13 protein-coding genes are annotated in these 18811 nt (G+C 35.8%); 12 read left to right on the top strand and 1 reads right to left on the bottom strand.

Features of this window, described 5'->3' with window-relative positions; genetic code table 11:
- Positions 1-671: 671 nt before the first annotated feature.
- The 10 genes from L323_RS34130 to L323_RS34090 all read left to right on the top strand — a co-directional run bounded on the left by L323_RS34130 (position 672) and on the right by L323_RS34090 (position 16553).
- The gene (locus L323_RS34130) at positions 672-1673 is read left to right on the top strand and encodes a phosphotransferase (RefSeq protein ID WP_020816160.1); all 1002 of its coding nucleotides are present in this window, start codon (positions 672-674) and stop codon (positions 1671-1673) included.
- Between the two features lie 303 nt (positions 1674-1976).
- Positions 1977-3005 carry an HAF repeat-containing protein gene (locus tag L323_RS34125; protein WP_020816159.1) on the top strand — a complete coding sequence of 343 codons (1029 nt, stop codon included), beginning with the start codon at positions 1977-1979 and terminating at the stop codon, positions 3003-3005.
- A 319-nt stretch (positions 3006-3324) separates the two neighbouring features.
- Positions 3325-3447: a hypothetical protein gene (locus L323_RS41935; protein WP_020816158.1), complete on the top strand. Its 123-nt coding sequence runs from the start codon at positions 3325-3327 to the stop codon at positions 3445-3447.
- 20 nt (positions 3448-3467) lie between these two features.
- A complete protein-coding gene (serC, locus tag L323_RS34120) occupies positions 3468-4550 on the top strand; it encodes a 3-phosphoserine/phosphohydroxythreonine transaminase (RefSeq protein WP_031342195.1) in 1083 nt (360 codons plus the stop codon).
- 24 nt (positions 4551-4574) lie between these two features.
- Complete coding sequence (locus L323_RS34115) at positions 4575-5753, top strand: phosphoglycerate dehydrogenase (RefSeq protein WP_020816156.1); 1179 nt, start codon at positions 4575-4577, stop codon at positions 5751-5753.
- Positions 5754-6221: 468 nt separating this feature from the next.
- Positions 6222-7661, top strand: coding sequence for an S-layer homology domain-containing protein (locus tag L323_RS34110; protein WP_020816155.1), 1440 nt, complete (start codon positions 6222-6224; stop codon positions 7659-7661).
- Between the two features lie 15 nt (positions 7662-7676).
- Positions 7677-12887 carry an Athe_2463 domain-containing protein gene (locus L323_RS34105; RefSeq protein ID WP_020816154.1) on the top strand — a complete coding sequence of 1737 codons (5211 nt, stop codon included), beginning with the start codon at positions 7677-7679 and terminating at the stop codon, positions 12885-12887.
- Between the two features lie 116 nt (positions 12888-13003).
- Positions 13004-13675 carry a response regulator transcription factor gene (locus L323_RS34100; protein ID WP_020816153.1) on the top strand — a complete coding sequence of 224 codons (672 nt, stop codon included), beginning with the start codon at positions 13004-13006 and terminating at the stop codon, positions 13673-13675.
- Complete coding sequence (locus L323_RS34095; RefSeq protein WP_020816152.1) at positions 13672-14709, top strand: HAMP domain-containing sensor histidine kinase; 1038 nt, start codon at positions 13672-13674, stop codon at positions 14707-14709. Before L323_RS34100 ends, L323_RS34095 begins: the two co-directional genes overlap by 4 nt.
- 113 nt (positions 14710-14822) lie before the next feature.
- On the top strand, positions 14823-16553 hold the full coding sequence (locus L323_RS34090; protein WP_020816151.1) for an AMP-dependent synthetase/ligase: 1731 nt from the start codon (positions 14823-14825) through the stop codon (positions 16551-16553).
- 98 nt (positions 16554-16651) lie between these two features.
- On the opposite strand, the gene L323_RS34085 is transcribed toward L323_RS34090, so the two are convergent.
- Complete coding sequence (locus L323_RS34085; protein WP_020816150.1) at positions 16652-17449, bottom strand: class I SAM-dependent methyltransferase; 798 nt, start codon at positions 17447-17449, stop codon at positions 16652-16654.
- Between the two features lie 329 nt (positions 17450-17778).
- Here L323_RS34085 and infC point away from each other — a divergent pair, with 329 nt between their 5' ends.
- Positions 17779-18309, top strand: a complete 531-nt coding sequence (infC, locus tag L323_RS34080; RefSeq protein ID WP_020816149.1) for a translation initiation factor IF-3 — start codon at positions 17779-17781, stop codon at positions 18307-18309.
- 247 nt (positions 18310-18556) lie between these two features.
- Entirely contained in the window at positions 18557-18742 is a 186-nt protein-coding gene (locus L323_RS34075; protein ID WP_014314668.1) for a zinc-ribbon domain-containing protein, read from the top strand.
- The last annotated feature ends 69 nt before the right edge of the window (positions 18743-18811 follow it).

Here is an 18811-nt window from a genome sequence, read left to right as displayed (position 1 = left end):
CATCAGTACAATGGCAAATTGTGTTAGTTCAAGGGGCATGGTATGGATAGACTAAGTGAATAAAAAGCAATTATCAGTAAAGCCGAACAATTATCTTTCTGAAAGGCTAAATTAAATGAAAAGAAAAATTTTAGTTTTATTTATATTACTGTGTTTCATAATTTCCAGTACAGGTTGTTTCAATAAGAAGAGCCAGGCAAAGGTATCAAGCTATCATACCAAGGATACTAAGCTAATGCCATCTATTAATGGATCATATTTAATTTGGCAAGACAATATTAGGGCAAAAATAGTGGTCTATAATTGTAAAAGTAATAAAATGTATAGTTTAGCCCAAAAAGTTGGTAATGACGATACTGTCAGTTGTATAGGAATATATAATAACGTACTCTTTTGGTATGAAAATTATAAGAAAAATACTATATATAAATATGCAGTTTTGAAATAGCTTGGCTTTTAATCTATAGATGATTGGAATTATTCTCGCTACAACATTCCTTATTTATTATATAACTCATATAAAAGGGTCTAGAGTTGTATTTGCACTTAAAAATCACTATTTATCCTACTTTTATTATATCATAAAAATTTGAGAATTATCAGTCTTATATTTATCGTTTATTGTGTGTATCATAGGAGCAGATTTAAGCATTATCCAAGGAGGAGATAAAATGATTCCTGAAGCAAAACAGAGCGTTGTTAAAGATGCATTACAGTCTACATTTGGTGTAAGTGAATACGAAGATATCAGAATGTTAACCGCAGGTCTCTCATCTGCCCTTGTTTTTCGCATTGTTGTACAGAAGACCCCATACTTGCTGCGTATTATTACCCGTACTGATGCCGCAAGTGACCCTACACGCCAGTTTGATTGCATGCAGATGGCTGCCAAGGCAGAGATTGCTCCGCGCATATGGTACACGAATATAGAAGACAGAATTTCAATTACAGATTATGTCGAAGCTCAACCATTACCCATTGAGGAAGCAAAAACTAAACTGCCTAAGCTACTTAGACAGCTACATTCACTACCTCCTTTTCCAAAGGTGATGAATTTCCAAGATACTGCCGATATTTTCATTCGAAAATTTCAGGAAGCCAAAATTCTTCCGGAGAATATGACGGAAGAACTCATTAAGCAATACAGTCGCATCGTAGCTGTTTATCCTCGCAACGATGAGGATTTAGTTTCTTGCCATAACGATCTTAAACCAGAAAATATTCTGTTTGACGGAGAGCGGGTTTGGCTTGTGGATTGGGAAGCAGCTTTTTTAAATGACCGCTATGCGGATCTTGCAGTTGTTGCGAATTTTCTAGTAAAAGACGAAGAAGATGAAGCTGATTATCTAGGAAGCTATTTTGGAGAACCAGCGGATGAATACAGGCGTGCCCGATTCTTATTAGCGCGACAAATAACCCACATGTCCTATTTTACTGTTTTCATGCTGTTCGGTGCTAAAGGTAAACCAATTGATGTTAGTATTGAAAAACTGGATTTAGATTTTCGAAGCTTCCATGACCGTATATGGGCAGGTGAAATCAGTTTAATTAGCGATGATGTAAAAATTCAGTATGCTTTGGTTCATATGGAACAAATGTTACGCAATATGCGAACAAAGAGATTTGAGGATGCACTGAATATTGTATCGAGGCACCAAATGAACGATTTGTAGAATTGAAATTATCAATTACTTTTTATTATAAAATAGAAAGATTTAATGAGAAAGTAAAAGGATTTCGCAGGGAAAAAGGAAAGGCAATATATAGAAATAAATTAACAGTAATTACAAATATTTACAATATAAAAATAATAATGTAAAATATTTATATGGACAAGACTTATGTCGTTATTCTTGATACTTCTTCGCAATTAGTTACATCTCCAAAAACCTAAATTACAAGGGAAAATTAAAAAATCCAAAATTGACAAGTAGGTTATGTCAAAGAAGCTCAATTTATAGGGGGAGGGGTATATTTTGAAAAAGAAAACCTTTTTTATTGTTTTGGCAATATGCTTGATGTTTACTATCAATGTTGCTTACGCTGAAGTCTTGCAAGGACCGGTTTGGGAAAACACAGAAGTAACAAATCTTGGGACGTTAGGTGATGGTTCCACAATGGTCTTTGGTATGAACGATTTAGGTCAGGTTGTGGGTGCGGCGACAATAGATTCGGCAAATATGAAGCTTCATCCATTTTTATGGGAGAATGGGCAATTGAAAGATATGTCTGGTGTCACAGGTGAATTTAGTATGTTTTTTGATATTAATAATAATGGTCAGATTGTGGGTACTGACGGGAATTCACAGGTGTTTTTATTAAAAGATGGTCAAATGACAAATTTGGGGAATCTTGGTACTTTAGCTGCAGCTCCTGATGCTATAAATGATAATGGTCAAATAGTTGGCGAGGCTAAGGTATCAGTAGGAGCGGGAAAAACTGAGTATCACGCATTTTTGTGGGATAATGGCCAGATTGTAGACTTGGGTACGCTAGGTGGGAATTATTCTCATGCAACAGATATAAATAACAGAGGGCAGATTGTAGGTTACTCGTATATGCATGACGGGCAAAGACATGCGTTTTTGTGGGAAAATGGTCAGATGAGTGACTTAGGGACACTCGGCGGCTCGTCTTCTATAGCAAATGCGATAAATGACAAAGGACAGATTATTGGGAATGCTACAATGCCGAATGGTAAGTCCATCGCATTTTTACGGGATAATGGTGAAACGACAGTGCTAGACGTACCGGGAAGCAGTTCGACAAGAGTATCGGACATTAATAATTTAGGCCAGATTATTGGAACGTCAAACTATAATGGTAATCGTGTTATTTTATGGGAAAACGGTCAAATGAGGGATTTGGGAAGTGAGTCAGGGGGATTTGATATTTTAGGAGAAATAAATGATCAAGGCCAAATAACTTACGATATTATGAAAATAAGAGCCGGAAATACAATAGAAAATTCTTTTTTAATTAAACTATTACCGGTTGAATATTAATTATAATTAAAACGTAATTGTACCGTCAGTAAAAAGGAGCCGTTGCAAAACAAAATTGTTTTGTAGCGGCTTATTGCCATTTGTTTAAGATACAAGTTTATAAGATTTTAGTCAAATCCGATAAGTAAATTATCGGTGTTTTTGTAGAATAATCAACTTTTGACTTCATTTAGCTATTATTTTATTGTAATAAAGTGCATTGTTTGCTATTATTTATATAGTTGCAAAAAACATTAAATTAGGTGGCATACGTAAAGCTTGTGCCGTAATATCTCCCAAAACTTCCAATAAACTATGAGTTTCGTTAAGGAGTGATGCTGTGAAAATTAGATGGCATCTATCTGGAACGCAATGGGGCGGTGAATATGAAATTGTGTCTATTCTTGTGGCAATTGCTGTAAATCAGGAGGGATACAGAGGTTATTGGAGCCAGAGGGAGTAATATATAAGGAGGACAAAACATTGGGAAGGATTTATAATTTTTCTGCAGGACCGGCGATGTTGCCGGTAGAGGTACTAAAGGAAGCAGCAGACGAGATGCTGGATTATAGAGGTACCGGGATGTCTGTCATGGAGATGAGCCACAGATCCAAGGCCTACGAAGTAATCATAAAGGAAGCTGAGAAGGATTTACGGGAATTAATGAATATTCCTGATAATTATAAAGTGCTTTTCTTACAGGGCGGCGCGTCACTGCAGTTTGCCATGATTCCGATGAATTTGATGAAGAATAAAGTAGCTGACCATATAATAACCGGTCAATGGGCAAAGAAAGCGTATCAGGAAGCTAAAATCTATGGAACAGCAAATGTAATTGCTTCTTCTGAGGATAAGACATTTTCCTATATTCCGGATTGCTCCGACCTTCCGATTTCTGAAAACGCAGATTACGTATACATTTGTGAAAACAACACTATATACGGAACAAAGTTTAAAAAATTACCGAATACTAAGGGTAAAATATTAGTATCCGACGTTTCTTCCTGTTTCTTGTCAGAACCTGTTGATGTAACAAAATATGGCGTAATCTATGGCGGCGTTCAGAAGAACATCGGACCTGCAGGTGTTGTAATTGTTATCATCCGTGAAGATCTCATCACCGAAGATACGCTTCCCGGCACTCCTACCATGATGAAATATAAAATTCATGATAAAGAGGGTTCTATGTATAATACCCCTCCTGCTTATGGTATTTATATTTGTGGTAAGGTATTTAAATGGATTAAGAATCAAGGCGGCTTAGAGGCTATGAAGGCTCATAATGAGAAAAAAGCAGCGATACTATATGATTTCTTAGACCAGAGCAAGATGTTCCATGGAACTGTTGTTAAAGAAGACCGTTCCTTAATGAATGTTCCTTTTGTTACTGGGAATGAAGAGCTTGATGCAAAGTTCATTAAAGAATCCAAGGCTGCAGGTTTTGAAAATCTAAAGGGCCACAGGACCGTAGGCGGTATGAGAGCTTCTATCTATAATGCTATGCCCATCGAAGGTGTTGAGGCGTTAGTTGAGTTTATGAAGAAGTTTGAAGCTGAGAACCTGTAATAAGACGTCGAAAGGGGTATAGTCATGAAATATAGTTGTCTTAATCCGATAGCAAATATTGGTTTAGATATTTTTAGCGAGGAACATAAAAAGGTTGAAAATGTCAATGAAGCAGATGCGATTTTAGTTAGAAGTGCAGCGATGCATGAAATTGAATTTAGCAGTAATCTAAAGGCGATTGCAAGAGCAGGTGCGGGTGTCAATAATATTCCCCTAGAAAAATGTGCCGAGCATGGGATTGTCGTATTTAATACACCAGGAGCAAATGCAAACGGTGTAAAGGAATTAGTAATTGCAGGACTTATGTTAGCTTCTCGTGATATCATCGGAGGAGTTAACTGGGTGCAGACTATAAAAGAAGAGCCTGCTATTTCTAAGGCTGTAGAAAAAGGAAAAGGTAAGTTTGCGGGGAAGGAAATAAAGGGCAAGAAGTTAGGCGTTATCGGTCTTGGAGCAATTGGTGTTCTAGTAGCAAATGCAGCTAACCGCCTAGGAATGAAAGTTTATGGATATGACCCGTTCATTTCCGTAGACAGTGCATGGAATTTATCCCGCGATATTGTACACGTTAAAACCAGAGACGAAATTTATAAAGAGTGCGATTGTATCACTCTTCATACTCCTTTGATAGAGAATTCGGATCCTAATGTTAATACCAAGGAAATGATTAACGAAGATACGATTTGCAAGATGAAGGATGGTGTTATCATCCTTAATTTTGCAAGGGATCTGTTAGTAAGTGATAACGATATTGAAGTAGCTCTGAAAAATGGTAAGGTTGCTAAGTATGTGACGGATTTCCCTAATGATAAGACTGCTAAGATGGATGGAGTTATAGCAATTCCCCACCTCGGAGCATCCACTGAAGAATCAGAAGATAACTGTGCAGTAATGGCTGTAAAACAATTGATTGATTTTATTGAGAATGGTAATATTAAAAATTCTGTAAACTATCCAAACTGTGATGCAGGTATCTGCATGACAGACGGACGTATTGCTATCTGCCACAGAAATATTCCGAATATGCTGGCTCAGTTCGCCGGAGCGGTTTCTTCCATGAATCTGAATATTTTAGACATGGTTAGTAAATCAAGAGGTGAATATGCATATACCGTACTTGATATTGAAAATGAGACCAATGACGAGGTTGCAGCAAAGATTGCAGCTATTAAAGGTGTATTGAAAGTAAGAATTGTAAAATAATTAAGGTTTATTATAAACCAATAGACCGGGATATAAGTACAATGTTTAAACTGATATTGTACTTATATCCCGGTTTTTATTAGTTTGTTTATGCCGAATAAAGATGAATCAAGCAAAAAAATATTGACACACGTCTCAGTAATGATATAATAAAAAACGGAAGTTTTAGTAAATAAGTGTAGATTTGCGACTAAAGTCCAAAACAAGTCATTGAAAAAATCACATCTTAGAGAACATTCGGTAATATTTTATATATTTTCATATTTGTTCAACAATGCTATAGCTATTAGCATCTAAAAGTTGTATCAGTTTTCATCACCCTGTAAGCTATGGAGTACACATAAAAGATTACACCTATTTATCTTATGTACTTGTCAAAATGGAACAGTCCAAATTTGTATAAAAACAATTCAAAAATAAACATTCCAAACAAAATTTTATGTTAATTTAAAAAGGAGAATAGTAAGCATGTTGAAAAAACTTTTATGTGCGATAACAGTTTCAGCAATTTTATTATCAGCACTTTTGCCGGTAACAGCTGAAAATGCAAGTACATCAGGTAGTACAACAACAGCAATGCGGATGCAGCCACTTTTTGACAAATACAACGGTCTGACACAATTAAATATTGATATTGAGCGGGCTAAATACCCGGATATTAAAAATCACTGGGGGAGCAATTATATAGCAAAAATATCGGCACTTGAAATAATAGCAGGATATACTGATGGCAGGTTTGGCCCCAACGATAAGCTTCTGGGAGGACAATATATCTTAATGCTTATGAGGGCAATAGGATATAGCCCTGAGGTACCACAGGGAGTGCCTTATTACAAGCCGTTTACGGATTTAGCCCTAAAAGAAGGTATTTTGACAAAAGGCGAGATATCAGATTATACAAAGCCTATTACACGTGAATTGGCAGCAAGTTTGGCAAGAAGGACTATAGGAAAGTACGAAAATGTTCCCCATGATTACTTTGTAAAGGGAAGTGACCCGTATCCGTCCAAGGGAAACAAAGGCTTTTTTGATAACGTATATACAGGTTACCAGAAGCTTAAAATGACAGATTATCCTACTATCACAAGTAAATATCTTCAGGATGTAATCGACTGCTATCGTATTGGGCTTTTGACAGGCAGTAACAACAAATTCAATCCCAAGGGTACTCTTACAAGGGCCGAAGCCTCCGTCATAATAATAAAGTTGTTGGATAAGAAGGCAAGGGTTGAAAGTATCCCGTCGGCAAGCGAAAGCTTTAAATGGAAAAACAGTAATACCAACAATGGTGAATATGATAATGAGGCAGCAGGCTTCTATGAAAACAAGGAATATACCTTGTATAAAGGGTTGTTCCCAATGATGGAGATATGGGAAACAGCACAAACAATGTACAAGAACCGTAGCCTTATAACAGGTGGGAAAATAGATTTTACTTACAGTGAAAAAAATAAAAGTTTTGCAATTAATTACTTTAATAGTCAGGATCACTTCAATCAATACATGAATGATATTTATGGACTGATTTTACCTTTAAACGGAATTGGTATAGCTACTCAAAGGAGCCAAATAAAAAAAGGGCAGAAAGAAAGCTTGTATGACAACGGTAATGGATGGCTATATGAAATATCAAGCTATGAGGTTGATAAGTACAACAAGGACTTGAAAAATTACAGTTATGAATTATTAAAACTCTGGTTTGGGAAGGACTACGAACAGGCGAAGAATATCCATGACCAGTATTTAGGGTATGCATTGAATGATATTGATTGGAAACATCAAATTTATTTGCTCAATGGTAGACAAATCTCTGTTGTTGGTGGAAATGGTGACAGTGGTAATGTTTTTTCATTTCAGGTTTGGGCAAAGGGGTTTATAACAAAGGATACAATGCTTAATTTAAATTAATGAGAAGGTGTTTAATTGAATAAATATATAAAAGTAACTTCATTTATTCTTTGCCTTATAATATTTATAACTGGCTTTTCGGATATAATTGTACAGGCTGCAGATAACTATGCTCTACTAAAATACGAAAATGGTGGCATAGAGTTTTTCAACCAGTCCACATACGATAACTATAAAAGGAATAACCTGCTACCGACCCAAATCAATGGAAGTGTCGTCCCGTTGTCAATAAAAAAGGATACTAACACTTACTATTTGAACTACAGGCTGTTTACACAGAAGAATCTTATAGTATACGGTAGCTACAGGAGTATGGCAGGGAACTATTTCAAATGTGGATATCAGATACATAATGATTTGGATATTAAAGACCCGGAAATTAAATATGATGGAGGTTACTTCTTAAAGCCTGAAGGAATTTCTTGCAAAGGTAAGGAGCAGAACCCTAAAACCCATATAGAAAAATGCCAGACTACCCGTGGAGAGTGGAAGTACCTTGGCTTTGATATAAATGGGGAAGTATTCAGTAATATGTGGATGATTAACGTAGCAACTGTAACTACCTTCAGGGAGAGGAACTGGATTAAAGAGCCTTGGAGTGATACAAATGAAGTAAAAAAAAGGCTTACAGCTAATACAAGTACTTATAATGAAGCAGCATACAATTCTTCAAATCGTTATAAACAGCAAACAGTTCAAAGGCTAAAGGATTGGATGTACAAAACCTTTAATTCCGTAGATAAGTTTTCAGGCATACCTGACGGTAATGGCCATTATGATGCAAATGTTTACCAATATCTTTATATCCAATCAGCACCGACAATTCAGAAAGCCGGCAGTGGAAAGATGTGGCACGTAAGACCTGACGGCTCTATCTGGTATCAGACGTTTTCCGTACCAAATCTGGGACAAATAAAAACATTATCTGATAGTGGTAAAAGAGACCTGCCCTTACAGTGCTTCGTAACTACAGTATCACCTATGCCCGACATTCCTAAAGGCAACGAGGTGGACAAACAGAAGGTTAAACTGGAATTTCAGGTTAAAGGTGAACTAAAGGATTATGTTATCCTCAAAGAAAAGGAGCCGGCACCGGAAGGCTGGATTCCATATTATAAGGATTCGGTGTCCAGAACCGTATATTATACAAGACAGGATATAGAAAGCTGGGATTTAAATATCGATAAGATTTCCGGAATAGAACTTACCGCTACTGAAAAGGAATCAAGAAAGGTGGTACCCAAAAGTACAGCAGATAATACAGTTACTGCAACCTTTAGTATTGAAACCACCATAGAAGAAATCAAAAAGCTTCCCAAGCAAGGGGGCAATTACATAGTATGGGTAGAAGCAACAGCAAAAGTAAACTATCTGGATGGACATAATAATTCCAAAAGCGGAAGTAATCAATTTTTAACAGGCACAATTCCAACCCCTCCCGAGCCTGATATCGAACCTCTGGTTATAGACATTCCAACACTAAAAATAAATAATCACATCAGAGAAACCGCATTTGACGGAGTTCAATTCAACGATGTTTCTGATAGCACAGATATGTCGATAGTTAAAAGTACTCAACTATACGTTAATGGGGAACAGGTTGACTATAACGAATTTTTTTCAGGGTCATACAGATTTCCGGCCACAACCAGTAAAAACGGGTACTTTGCAGAGGTCATCTGTAAATACAACCTTGATAAAAGCAAGATTGTACTGACGGGGATACCGGAAGATAAAAAGCAAGAGATACTTGGTGCTGCCGTGGTTGAATATGTTTCAACAGATTATGTATACGTATATCCTACAAAACCTGTTTCACAGTTCAAACTTTCATCAAGCTCTTGGAAACAGAACAGAATTATAAATGTTGAGAACAATTCAACTGATGGTAATATACAACTTGTTATTGATAAATATCCAATAGTAGAATACAGATGGTCTTACGGCGGCGACACTTCACAACTGTATAAAGGTACCGATACCGACTTAAAAAAGCAATTGCAGTACAAAGAGCCGGGTTCATATTCCTTAATTTTGGAGTGCAAAAACACTCTGGGTATATTGTCTGACCCATATACCATAGAATACCGTGTGCTAGAGGATATTACCCCAAATATAGAATTGAACCTGTCTGACAGTGTAGTAACAAGAAATGATGAAATAAGTGCATGGCACTATGTTGTTAGCAGTACTGACGGTGACAAAATAAAGGTTGCAAAAATAGAATTGTGGTATGACAGTGACAATAACGGGGATGTTGAAACGATGATTCAGTCATGGAACGGCCTCGGAGATAACGGCATGTGTGAATTGACGGACTTCCCTGCTTACACTCCCACAGAACTTGGTTACTATAAATTCTTTATATATGCCCAAGATGAGTTTGTTGATGTAAAAGGACAGGATACCCTAACTCAATTTGTTACCGATTCTGATAAAAAGTCTGCAAGTCTGGACTGTGATTTTTGGGTAGACAACTACCAACCCATTTCAGATATATACGTTGATGCCCCCATTGAAAGACCTAATGTGGATTTATATATCATGCGTGATAAGGGTTTGGCACAGAACAAATATGAATATATCTCAAACAATAGGGTTTCAATAGAGAATTCATTACTGGGCAGAAACATGATTCCTAATGTCAATATATGGGACCTGAAAACTTACGAATATTCTACCTCTGCAAGTACATCAAGCAATACCGGAACAAGTTACCCTGATGAAGAGATCCAATATACCGGTGCGGGATATTCAGGCAAGTTGAAGAGAACCAGCGTTACGGACAACGGAGGTTATCACGACTTTGGCCATTATGAAACAAAAACCGAGACTAAAACCGCCAGTGCAGGTGGCCAATTAACCAGCGGACATGGGTACAGCGGAAGTTACCCTCCCTCATCCGTATCCTACTCTGATAGTCAGGGATATAGGGGTATATTATCAGGATATGGCTATGTATATACCTCAACAGCATGTTCCGACAAAGCAGGAGACTTTGACTGGACAAGAAGCTATGCAGGTTACTCAGGTACAGTTTCCAGAACCATATCCTACTGGGTTCCCAATATGCAGTGGATTTCAAACTATACCGGCTACTACAACGGTACTATTTACAAATATGTACGTCAGCCTTACACCGATACGTGGAGGGCAAACAGCAGTAAATATATTCTTTATGTAAGTGATGGTAATATTTCAGAACTTTCCGATTTTAATGCAGCCACATCAAAGACCGATGCAAAGATAATTCTGGCAGGAACACCCGAAATACAAAAGCAATACCCGGATTGTACGAAATTTATAGATGTAACAGACAAGACAGTTCAGGAAATTTTGAATGAAGCTCTGGAATACATTTCAGAGAAAACACCGGCTATTGAGCAGATATATGTACTTCGTAATCAACAGTTTACTCTTAATGTCGGCGAAGATGACCTTGAAAATGATGAAATAGTTTTAAGAGAGATGCAATATGTACATGATAAAGACTATTTTGATAACCCCACCGGTCAGGAACCTGGAACACAAACTGATTTCAACTCTGATTCAGGATGGAAAGCCGAAATAAAAAATTCATTTAACAATGTAGGAAAGTACCAGATATACAGAAGGGTAAAAGACAAGCCGGCCGGAGCATATGGAGATTATTACTCATATTACAGCGGAGCCACAGAGGTTGACATATTTGTACACAGAAAGCCAATTGCCAAGGCAACACTGGATTGGGATTTCGATGGGGTTACAAACACCTATAAGACAACCTGGGAGGATCTTAGCTATGATCTGGATCATAATATTACCAGAGCCAAGTCTGACAAAGGCATATCAGACCGGAAAATCATGTGGAAAAAGGAAGGAGGGGAATGGAACTACACAATCCCCGACGAACTGAGCCCCGGTACATATAGAATCAGATATTATGTAAAAGACATAGAAAACACTTGGTCAGATGTTTTTACAATGGATATAAACGGAACAACCTATAAGGACGTCCCGGAGGTTACATTTACTTTAACAGATACCCCACCAATGCAGTTTGAAGCTGAACTCCGAGGAATGAAAACTACCTTCAGAGATCCAACCTCTCCAGTCACTCTACCTGCCAGTGAAGACTTGGAGGTCTTTAATCTATGGACAAGATATCCGTCAAATCCGTATTTGACAATGGCCCTGTACAATTTAAGCGGAACTCAGGTGTCAGGTACTAAAACTGTCAGATACAGTACGGCCACTGGCAGTAAAAGCGGAAATGACATCAGCTGGAACATTGTACCTTATAATGTACCCGATACCCTTATAGACGGTAATTACATATTTAAGATAACGGCAAATGCAGAACAGAACAAGACAATATCCTTCCCTGTCACGGTACAAACCCCTATAAACCTGAAAGGATATATAAACGGCAGAGAAACCGCAGCACAGATTAATACCGGGGATACAACTCTGTTTAAATTTACAACTTCTCAATATGTATCCAAAACCCGATTAATCTTTGAAGGACATACATACACTTCGGATTCCGGAAATATCAAGCTAGTCTCCAATGCGGGATTGGTAAAAATCTGGGAATTAAAACTTGATATTTCGGATGGAGCATATCCGGACGGTAAGCTCGGAAGTGCTGAGTTTAAAGCATGGCTTCCATCCGGAATGAGTGAAACAGTTAATGTAGAGTATAAATTCGTAGGAATAAGGGCATACAGCTTTGCAATCACAATGATGCAGGACCCCGGGTGGAGAACCTATTATTTTGATACAAGCAAGGGTGTGGATGACAATCGGGACGGAAAAATCGACAGGTATCCACGAAGAAGCAACACAGATATCCCTGCGATAAATATGCCAATAAACTATTTCTCAAAGATAGGACACAGCAGGACGTATATCAAAGCCGGTTACAGGGTAAAAGGAAAGACTGATATTCAGGGTGAACCGGATTATGCGGCATTCAGAATACACTATATTATCAAAGGGAAAACATACACTGATACCGTTATATTAACAAGAACCTCAGGAAACACATATACATTTGAATGGATTATCCCATTGGAGACGGATGATAAAACCTTTATAAGCTTTGACCTGGTAACAAAGAAGGGTACTTCTACTTATGGTAGTGAGAAATGGATTGACACTTGGGACAGCCGCAATCCATCAAGGCAGGTTTTTTATGTCAGGGGTAAAGCTACAGAGGATTTAATTTATGTCCAAAGTCAATAAATAATATAACAGCCTGAAAATGGGCTGTTTTTTATTTTTACAATTAGGAGTAAGTTGAAGCTAATTTGAAATTAATATAGTATATTAATATGAGTCGAGAAGAAAGGTAAAAATAAATGTTTAATATATTAGTAGTTGAAGATGATCAGTCTCTGAGCAAGTTGTTTTGTACTGTTTTAGCCAAACAAGGTTATTCTTATTATGTGGCAAATGATGGCCTTGAAGCTTGGGACATTATTGAAAAACAATATATTGACCTGGTTATATCAGATATTATGATGCCAAATATGGATGGATACGAATTGGTGAAAAGTTTAAGAGATAGTGGATATAATATGCCGGTACTTATGATTACGGCTAAAGATACATTTGAAGACATGAAGACTGGGTTTCGCGTAGGCACTGATGATTACATGATAAAGCCTGTAAATGTAAACGAAATGATTCTGCGTGTTAATGCTCTGCTTAGAAGAGCACAGATTGTAAATGAAAGAAAACTAATTTTTGGAGATATGGAATTAACTTATGACGAATTAACTGTATTTATTAATGGGGAATATATGCTTATACCTCAAAAGGAATTTTATATCCTTTATAAGTTGCTCTCCAACCCTAACAAGGCTTTTACAAAGCAGCAACTCATGGACGAAATCTGGGGAATGGATACTGAAAGCGATCCACATACACTGGATGTCCATATTAGCAGATTAAGAGAACGTTTTAAAGACAATACTCAATTTGAAATTAAAACCATTCGCGGTTTGGGATATAAGGCGGTAAAGCCATGATATTCAATAACAAGGAAAATTTCACCATATCCCGTATATTTGCACTTATTATGGCTATAATTATGACTGCATCCATGGCACTTACATTTGTAATTATATATATACTATTGAAGTTCAGTTTTGATCCGATTACAGGAGCACTTACATCTTCTTCATTTATTGCACTTGTGTGTATCGCTGTTGGAACTATCATTTCTTCATATGTTTCCAGTAAGATGCTTCGTCCCATACTAAAAATCAATGATGCAGCTAAAAAAGTGGCTATGGGAGATTTTTCTGTAAGACTGGAAGAAAAAAGTATAGCCAAAGAAGTGAAACAAATAGCTGAAAATTTCAATATAATGGTTAAAGAACTGTCAAATACCGAAACTTTAAGGAACGATTTTGTAAATAACGTTTCACATGAATTTAAAACCCCCCTTTCTGCAATTGAGGGTTATGCAACTTTATTGCAGGATGAAACCTTACCAAGGGAGGAAGAACAAAAATATATTAAATATATATTAGACAACACAGCAAGGTTAGCAAAACTTACCCAAAACATTCTTTCATTATCACGGCTTGATAATCAGGAAATTGTTTTACAAAAGGAGCATTTTCTACTGGATGAACAGATAAGACGTATTCTTTTAAGCTATGAGAGTAAATGGGAGGAAAAGAACCTTACAATTGATTTAAATTTAGAAAGGGTTATGTTTTATGGAAATCCGTCTCTTCTTGCACAGGTTTGGAGTAATATCATCGAAAATGCTATTAAATTTTCAAATTATAATGGAGTACTGACTATTGATTGTCTGACAACTAATAATATAGTATCCATTACTGTAAAAGATAACGGTATTGGAATGGATGACGAAGTAAGAAGACATGCTTTTGATAAATTTTATCAAGGAGAACGTTCACACCATGTAAATGGGAATGGACTCGGTCTTGCTCTGGTAAAGCGAATTGTAGAATTATGTGGAGGTACTGTTTCAATAGAAAGTAAAAAAGGCATCGGAACAGTTGTAATGATTTCATTTCAAATGTTTTAATTTTTTTAATAAATATAGAAAGTTGATAATTAGTTGAATTTATATTGATAATATTAAATATAGAGCAATGCACTTATATCATAGTTACCAAATTACTCAAAGGGGAATTCTAAATGGAAGAATTTTATAAGGTTCGTAAAATTAATGATCTAAAGGATTTATTGACACAAAGCTGCACTTTATATAGCGATAAGCCAGCTTTTTTAATTAAAAACAAAGGTGATGTATATAGCCAAATAAGCTATAAACAATTTGGTAACGATGTAGAGTATTTTGGTACTGCATTATTGAAACTTGGTCTTTGCGGCTCTTCTATTGCAGTTTTGGGAGAGAACCGGTATGAATGGTGTGTTTCATATTTATCAACAGTCAACGGAGTGGGAACTATTGTACCTTTAGATAAGGAACTACCTGCAAATGAAATTACTAATCTTCTTGAAAGATCTGAAGCTACCGCTATAATCTTTTCTGGAAAATACAGAGAACAAATAAAAATGCTAAAATCAACTATTACAACTGTTAAGATTTATATAGATATGGACGCTCAAACTAATGAGGATGGAATACTTTCATTTCACGATTTAATAAAATCAGGAAAACAACTTGTTGAAGCTGGTGACAAAAGCTTTGCTTCCGTAAAAATTGATTCGGATGCTGCAAGGATTTTGATTTTTACTTCAGGTACCACAGATATAGCAAAAGGGGTTATGCTTTCACATCAAAATATTTGTGCAGATATAATGGGAGTATGCTCTACTGTTCAAGTTAACAGTGATGACAAAACTTTATCTATATTGCCATTGCATCACACATATGAATGTTCGCTAGGGTTTTTAGCATTTATATATAACGGGGCTGCTATATCCTTCAATGACGGACTCAGAAATATAACAAAAAACTTTAAAAATATTAAACCTACTGTAATGATTACAGTACCTTTGCTGATAGAAAATATATATAAAAAAATACAAGATAAACTTCGAAAAAGCAGGACAGTTAAAATCAAATTTAATTTTGCTTTATTTTTAACAACCATTTTATCAATTTTTAAGATAGACCTAAGCAGAAAATTATTTAAAGAAATACATGATAGCTTTGGTGGAGAAATGAGGCTAATTATTGTTGGGGCAGCCCCGATAAAACCGGAAGTTTCAAGATTTTTCAGAAGAATTGGGATTAAGGTTCTGCAAGGTTATGGATTAACAGAATGCTCACCTCTGGTAGCCGGTAACAGAGATAAAAGCTTTAGAGATAAATCTTGTGGAAAAGCTATTCCTGGTGTTGAAATTAAAATTCTAAAACCAGATAATAATGGAATTGGGGAGATTTTAGTCAAAGGGAAAAATGTAATGCTGGGTTATTTCCGAAACGAAAAAGCTACTCAAAAATGTTTGGATAATGGTTGGTTTTACACAGGAGATCTTGGGTATATGGACCGTAAAGGCTTCTTATATATAACGGGTAGGCTTAAAAATGTTATTGTAACCAAAAACGGTAAAAAGATTTTTCCTGAAGAAGTTGAAAACTATATAAATTCAGACCCATTTGTACGAGAATCTTATGTTTGGGGCAAGTATGACGAAAATTCCGGTGATACTGTTGTATGTGCTCAGATTCTACCCAATGTAGAAGCAATCTCCGACAAGTTAAATGCTATGAATATGTCTAAAGATGAGCTGACGAAAATTTTTAAGAACATTGTTAAAACAGTAAATGGCAAAATGCCGCTCTACAAACATATAAAGGAGTTCTCCCTAAGAGAAAATGAATTTCTTAGAACAACTACACATAAAATCAAGAGGTATGTGGAAGAACAGAAAGAAGGTCTTGCTCAAGTAGAATAATAAAACAACCCCCTTACTTATGCCAGTTAAAGCTATTTGGCTGGCATAGGTAATTACATATTATCCTTATAATTCAAATACTTACCAATAACGGGGTATTACTTTTTACAGATTAATAAACAATGATTACTCATTCCTAAGATACTTTTCTCTCTGCAACTGGCTAAACTATAATTAAGCCAAGTAGAATATTCTACATCGTTCATATTATCTATAAAATTACTTAATAGCGGACTTATTCCATCACATGCTATATGGTCAATAATTTCCATGCCAAACTTTGAAATAAAGGTTTCCATTTCTAGGGGAGTCGTAAAAAAGTTATCTGTCCAAAAACACTCTTTTTCTCCTTCTTTAATAACTCCTGTATTCATTACTTTTTCTACAAAGCTATTCGTAAGAAATTTTTTGTATCTTGGCATAATAAAATTCAAGACAAAGTGCTTATTTATATATGCAGTTGCTAATATACCACCTTTTTTTAATACCCTTAAAGACTCTTTAATACATTTTCTTCTATCGGATTCATTTGTAAGATGATACATAGGTCCAAGATTTAGTACTATATCAAATTTTTCAGATTCATAATTACATAGATTAGTAGCATCTGCTAATTCAGTAGATAAATTAATTCTTTTATCTCTTTGGCTTAATTTTTGATTTATTATATCAACATGTTTTGGCGTTATGTCTGTAGCAAATACATTATTTCCTTTATCAGCATAATAAAAAGAATACACCCCTGTACCGGCACCTAATTCAAGAATATTATTCTGAATTTTTATATGTTGATTTAAAATAGCAGTCGTAACCTCAAATTCAATCTTTCGGGCACTATTAGTTGTAAGTCTGCTTTCCTCGTCGGACTGTTCATAAAAGCTTACAATGTTATTCATATAACATATCCTCCGGATTTACTGTTAAATATATCCAATTTTTTACTCTGGATTATTATAAATTATTCAACTTGTATTGTAAATAGCGAAGTCAGTCGTAACCACTTACCTTATGGCAATCATTTAATTCTGATTTCTGTTGATTCAACAATTCAAATAAATCTCCCTTAGAATCCTTATTTATTTTTTAAAAAGCACATAAGTACCCAAATTAATGTTATAATGAAATGATTACAAAAACAGGAAATAAAGTAATTGAATTTTGAATTATAGATTCGCTGCAACTAATATAACATTTAGTGAATACTATTGTAAGAACTAAAAAATTTGTGGAGGTGTTTTTTATTAGGAAAAACCAAGTACCAATTAATGAAGAGATAAGGGATCCTGAGGTCAGGCTAATTGATGCGGATGGTGCCATGCTGGGAGTTATGTCATCAAAGGATGCACAAAATATGGCTGTAACAAAAAATCTTGATCTTGTAAAGATTGTATCGAACTCGGAACCACCGGTTTGTAAGATTATGGATTACGGTAAATTTTTGTTTGAGCAGGGTAAAAAAGAAAAGGAAGCCAAGAAGAATCAGAAAATTGTTTCAATTAAGGAAGTAAGGTTGTCTGCTAAGATTGAGGAGCATGATTTTGATGTCAAAGTTAAAAGTGCCTATAAATTTTTACAAGACGGGGATAAAGTCAAAGTCAGCATAAAATTTCGAGGCAGGGAAATGAAATATACATCAGATGGGAAAGAAATTCTTGAAAAATTTGCCCAAGCGGTTAATGATGTTGGGGTACCTGAAAGACAGCCTAAGCTTGAGGGTAAAAACATGATAGTAATATTGAACCCCAATAAAAAGTAATGAGCTGTCAGAGATTTTGTGGTAACAAATAGAGCAGCCACAGGGTCTTAATGTAAGATTATAGTAAATTTCATAGTGTATATTTAGGAAATATTGAAATATCTGTTGCTTTACTTAGCGTAATATGTTAAGCTGACTAAGTAAACTAAATATTTATGGATTGATTTTTTGATTACCACTCTCTTTAATTTATTGGAGCGGGAAGTTATAAATTAATGATCCAAATAAATTAAGGAGGTATTTAGATATGGCTGATAAGATAATAACTTGTAAGGATTGTAATTCACAATTCACTTTCACTGAAAACGAACAGGCTTTCTACAAAGAGAAAGGGTTCGACAATGAGCCTCAAAGATGTCCAGACTGCAGAAGAGCAAGAAAGCAGCAAAACAACAACAGAGGCGGCGGAAGAAGCTACGGCAACAGATGGTAAATTAGAGGAGAGCTAACGCTCTCCTTTTTAATTTGTTTATAGACCTTAAATTCTACCCAAGCATCACTA

This window comes from Ruminiclostridium papyrosolvens C7 (genome assembly GCF_000421965.1).
GTDB lineage: Bacteria > Bacillota > Clostridia > Acetivibrionales > DSM-1351 > Ruminiclostridium > Ruminiclostridium papyrosolvens_A.
The sequence above is the reverse complement of the archived record's forward strand: the minus strand, read 5'-3'. Positions and strand labels throughout refer to the sequence as shown.

What these genes read in the sequence shown, in the direction of transcription:
- L323_RS34075 (WP_014314668.1), top strand. Translation starts at nt 18,557, where the DNA reads ATGGCTGATAAGATAATAACTTGTAAGGATTGTAATTCACAATTCACT.
- L323_RS34090 (WP_020816151.1), top strand. Translation starts at nt 14,823, where the DNA reads ATGGAAGAATTTTATAAGGTTCGTAAAATTAATGATCTAAAGGATTTA.
- L323_RS34085 (WP_020816150.1), bottom strand. Translation starts at nt 17,449, where the DNA reads ATGAATAACATTGTAAGCTTTTATGAACAGTCCGACGAGGAAAGCAGA.
- L323_RS34115 (WP_020816156.1), top strand. Translation starts at nt 4,575, where the DNA reads ATGAAATATAGTTGTCTTAATCCGATAGCAAATATTGGTTTAGATATT.
- L323_RS34130 (WP_020816160.1), top strand. Translation starts at nt 672, where the DNA reads ATGATTCCTGAAGCAAAACAGAGCGTTGTTAAAGATGCATTACAGTCT.
- L323_RS34110 (WP_020816155.1), top strand. Translation starts at nt 6,222, where the DNA reads ATGTTGAAAAAACTTTTATGTGCGATAACAGTTTCAGCAATTTTATTA.
- L323_RS34100 (WP_020816153.1), top strand. Translation starts at nt 13,004, where the DNA reads ATGTTTAATATATTAGTAGTTGAAGATGATCAGTCTCTGAGCAAGTTG.
- L323_RS34095 (WP_020816152.1), top strand. Translation starts at nt 13,672, where the DNA reads ATGATATTCAATAACAAGGAAAATTTCACCATATCCCGTATATTTGCA.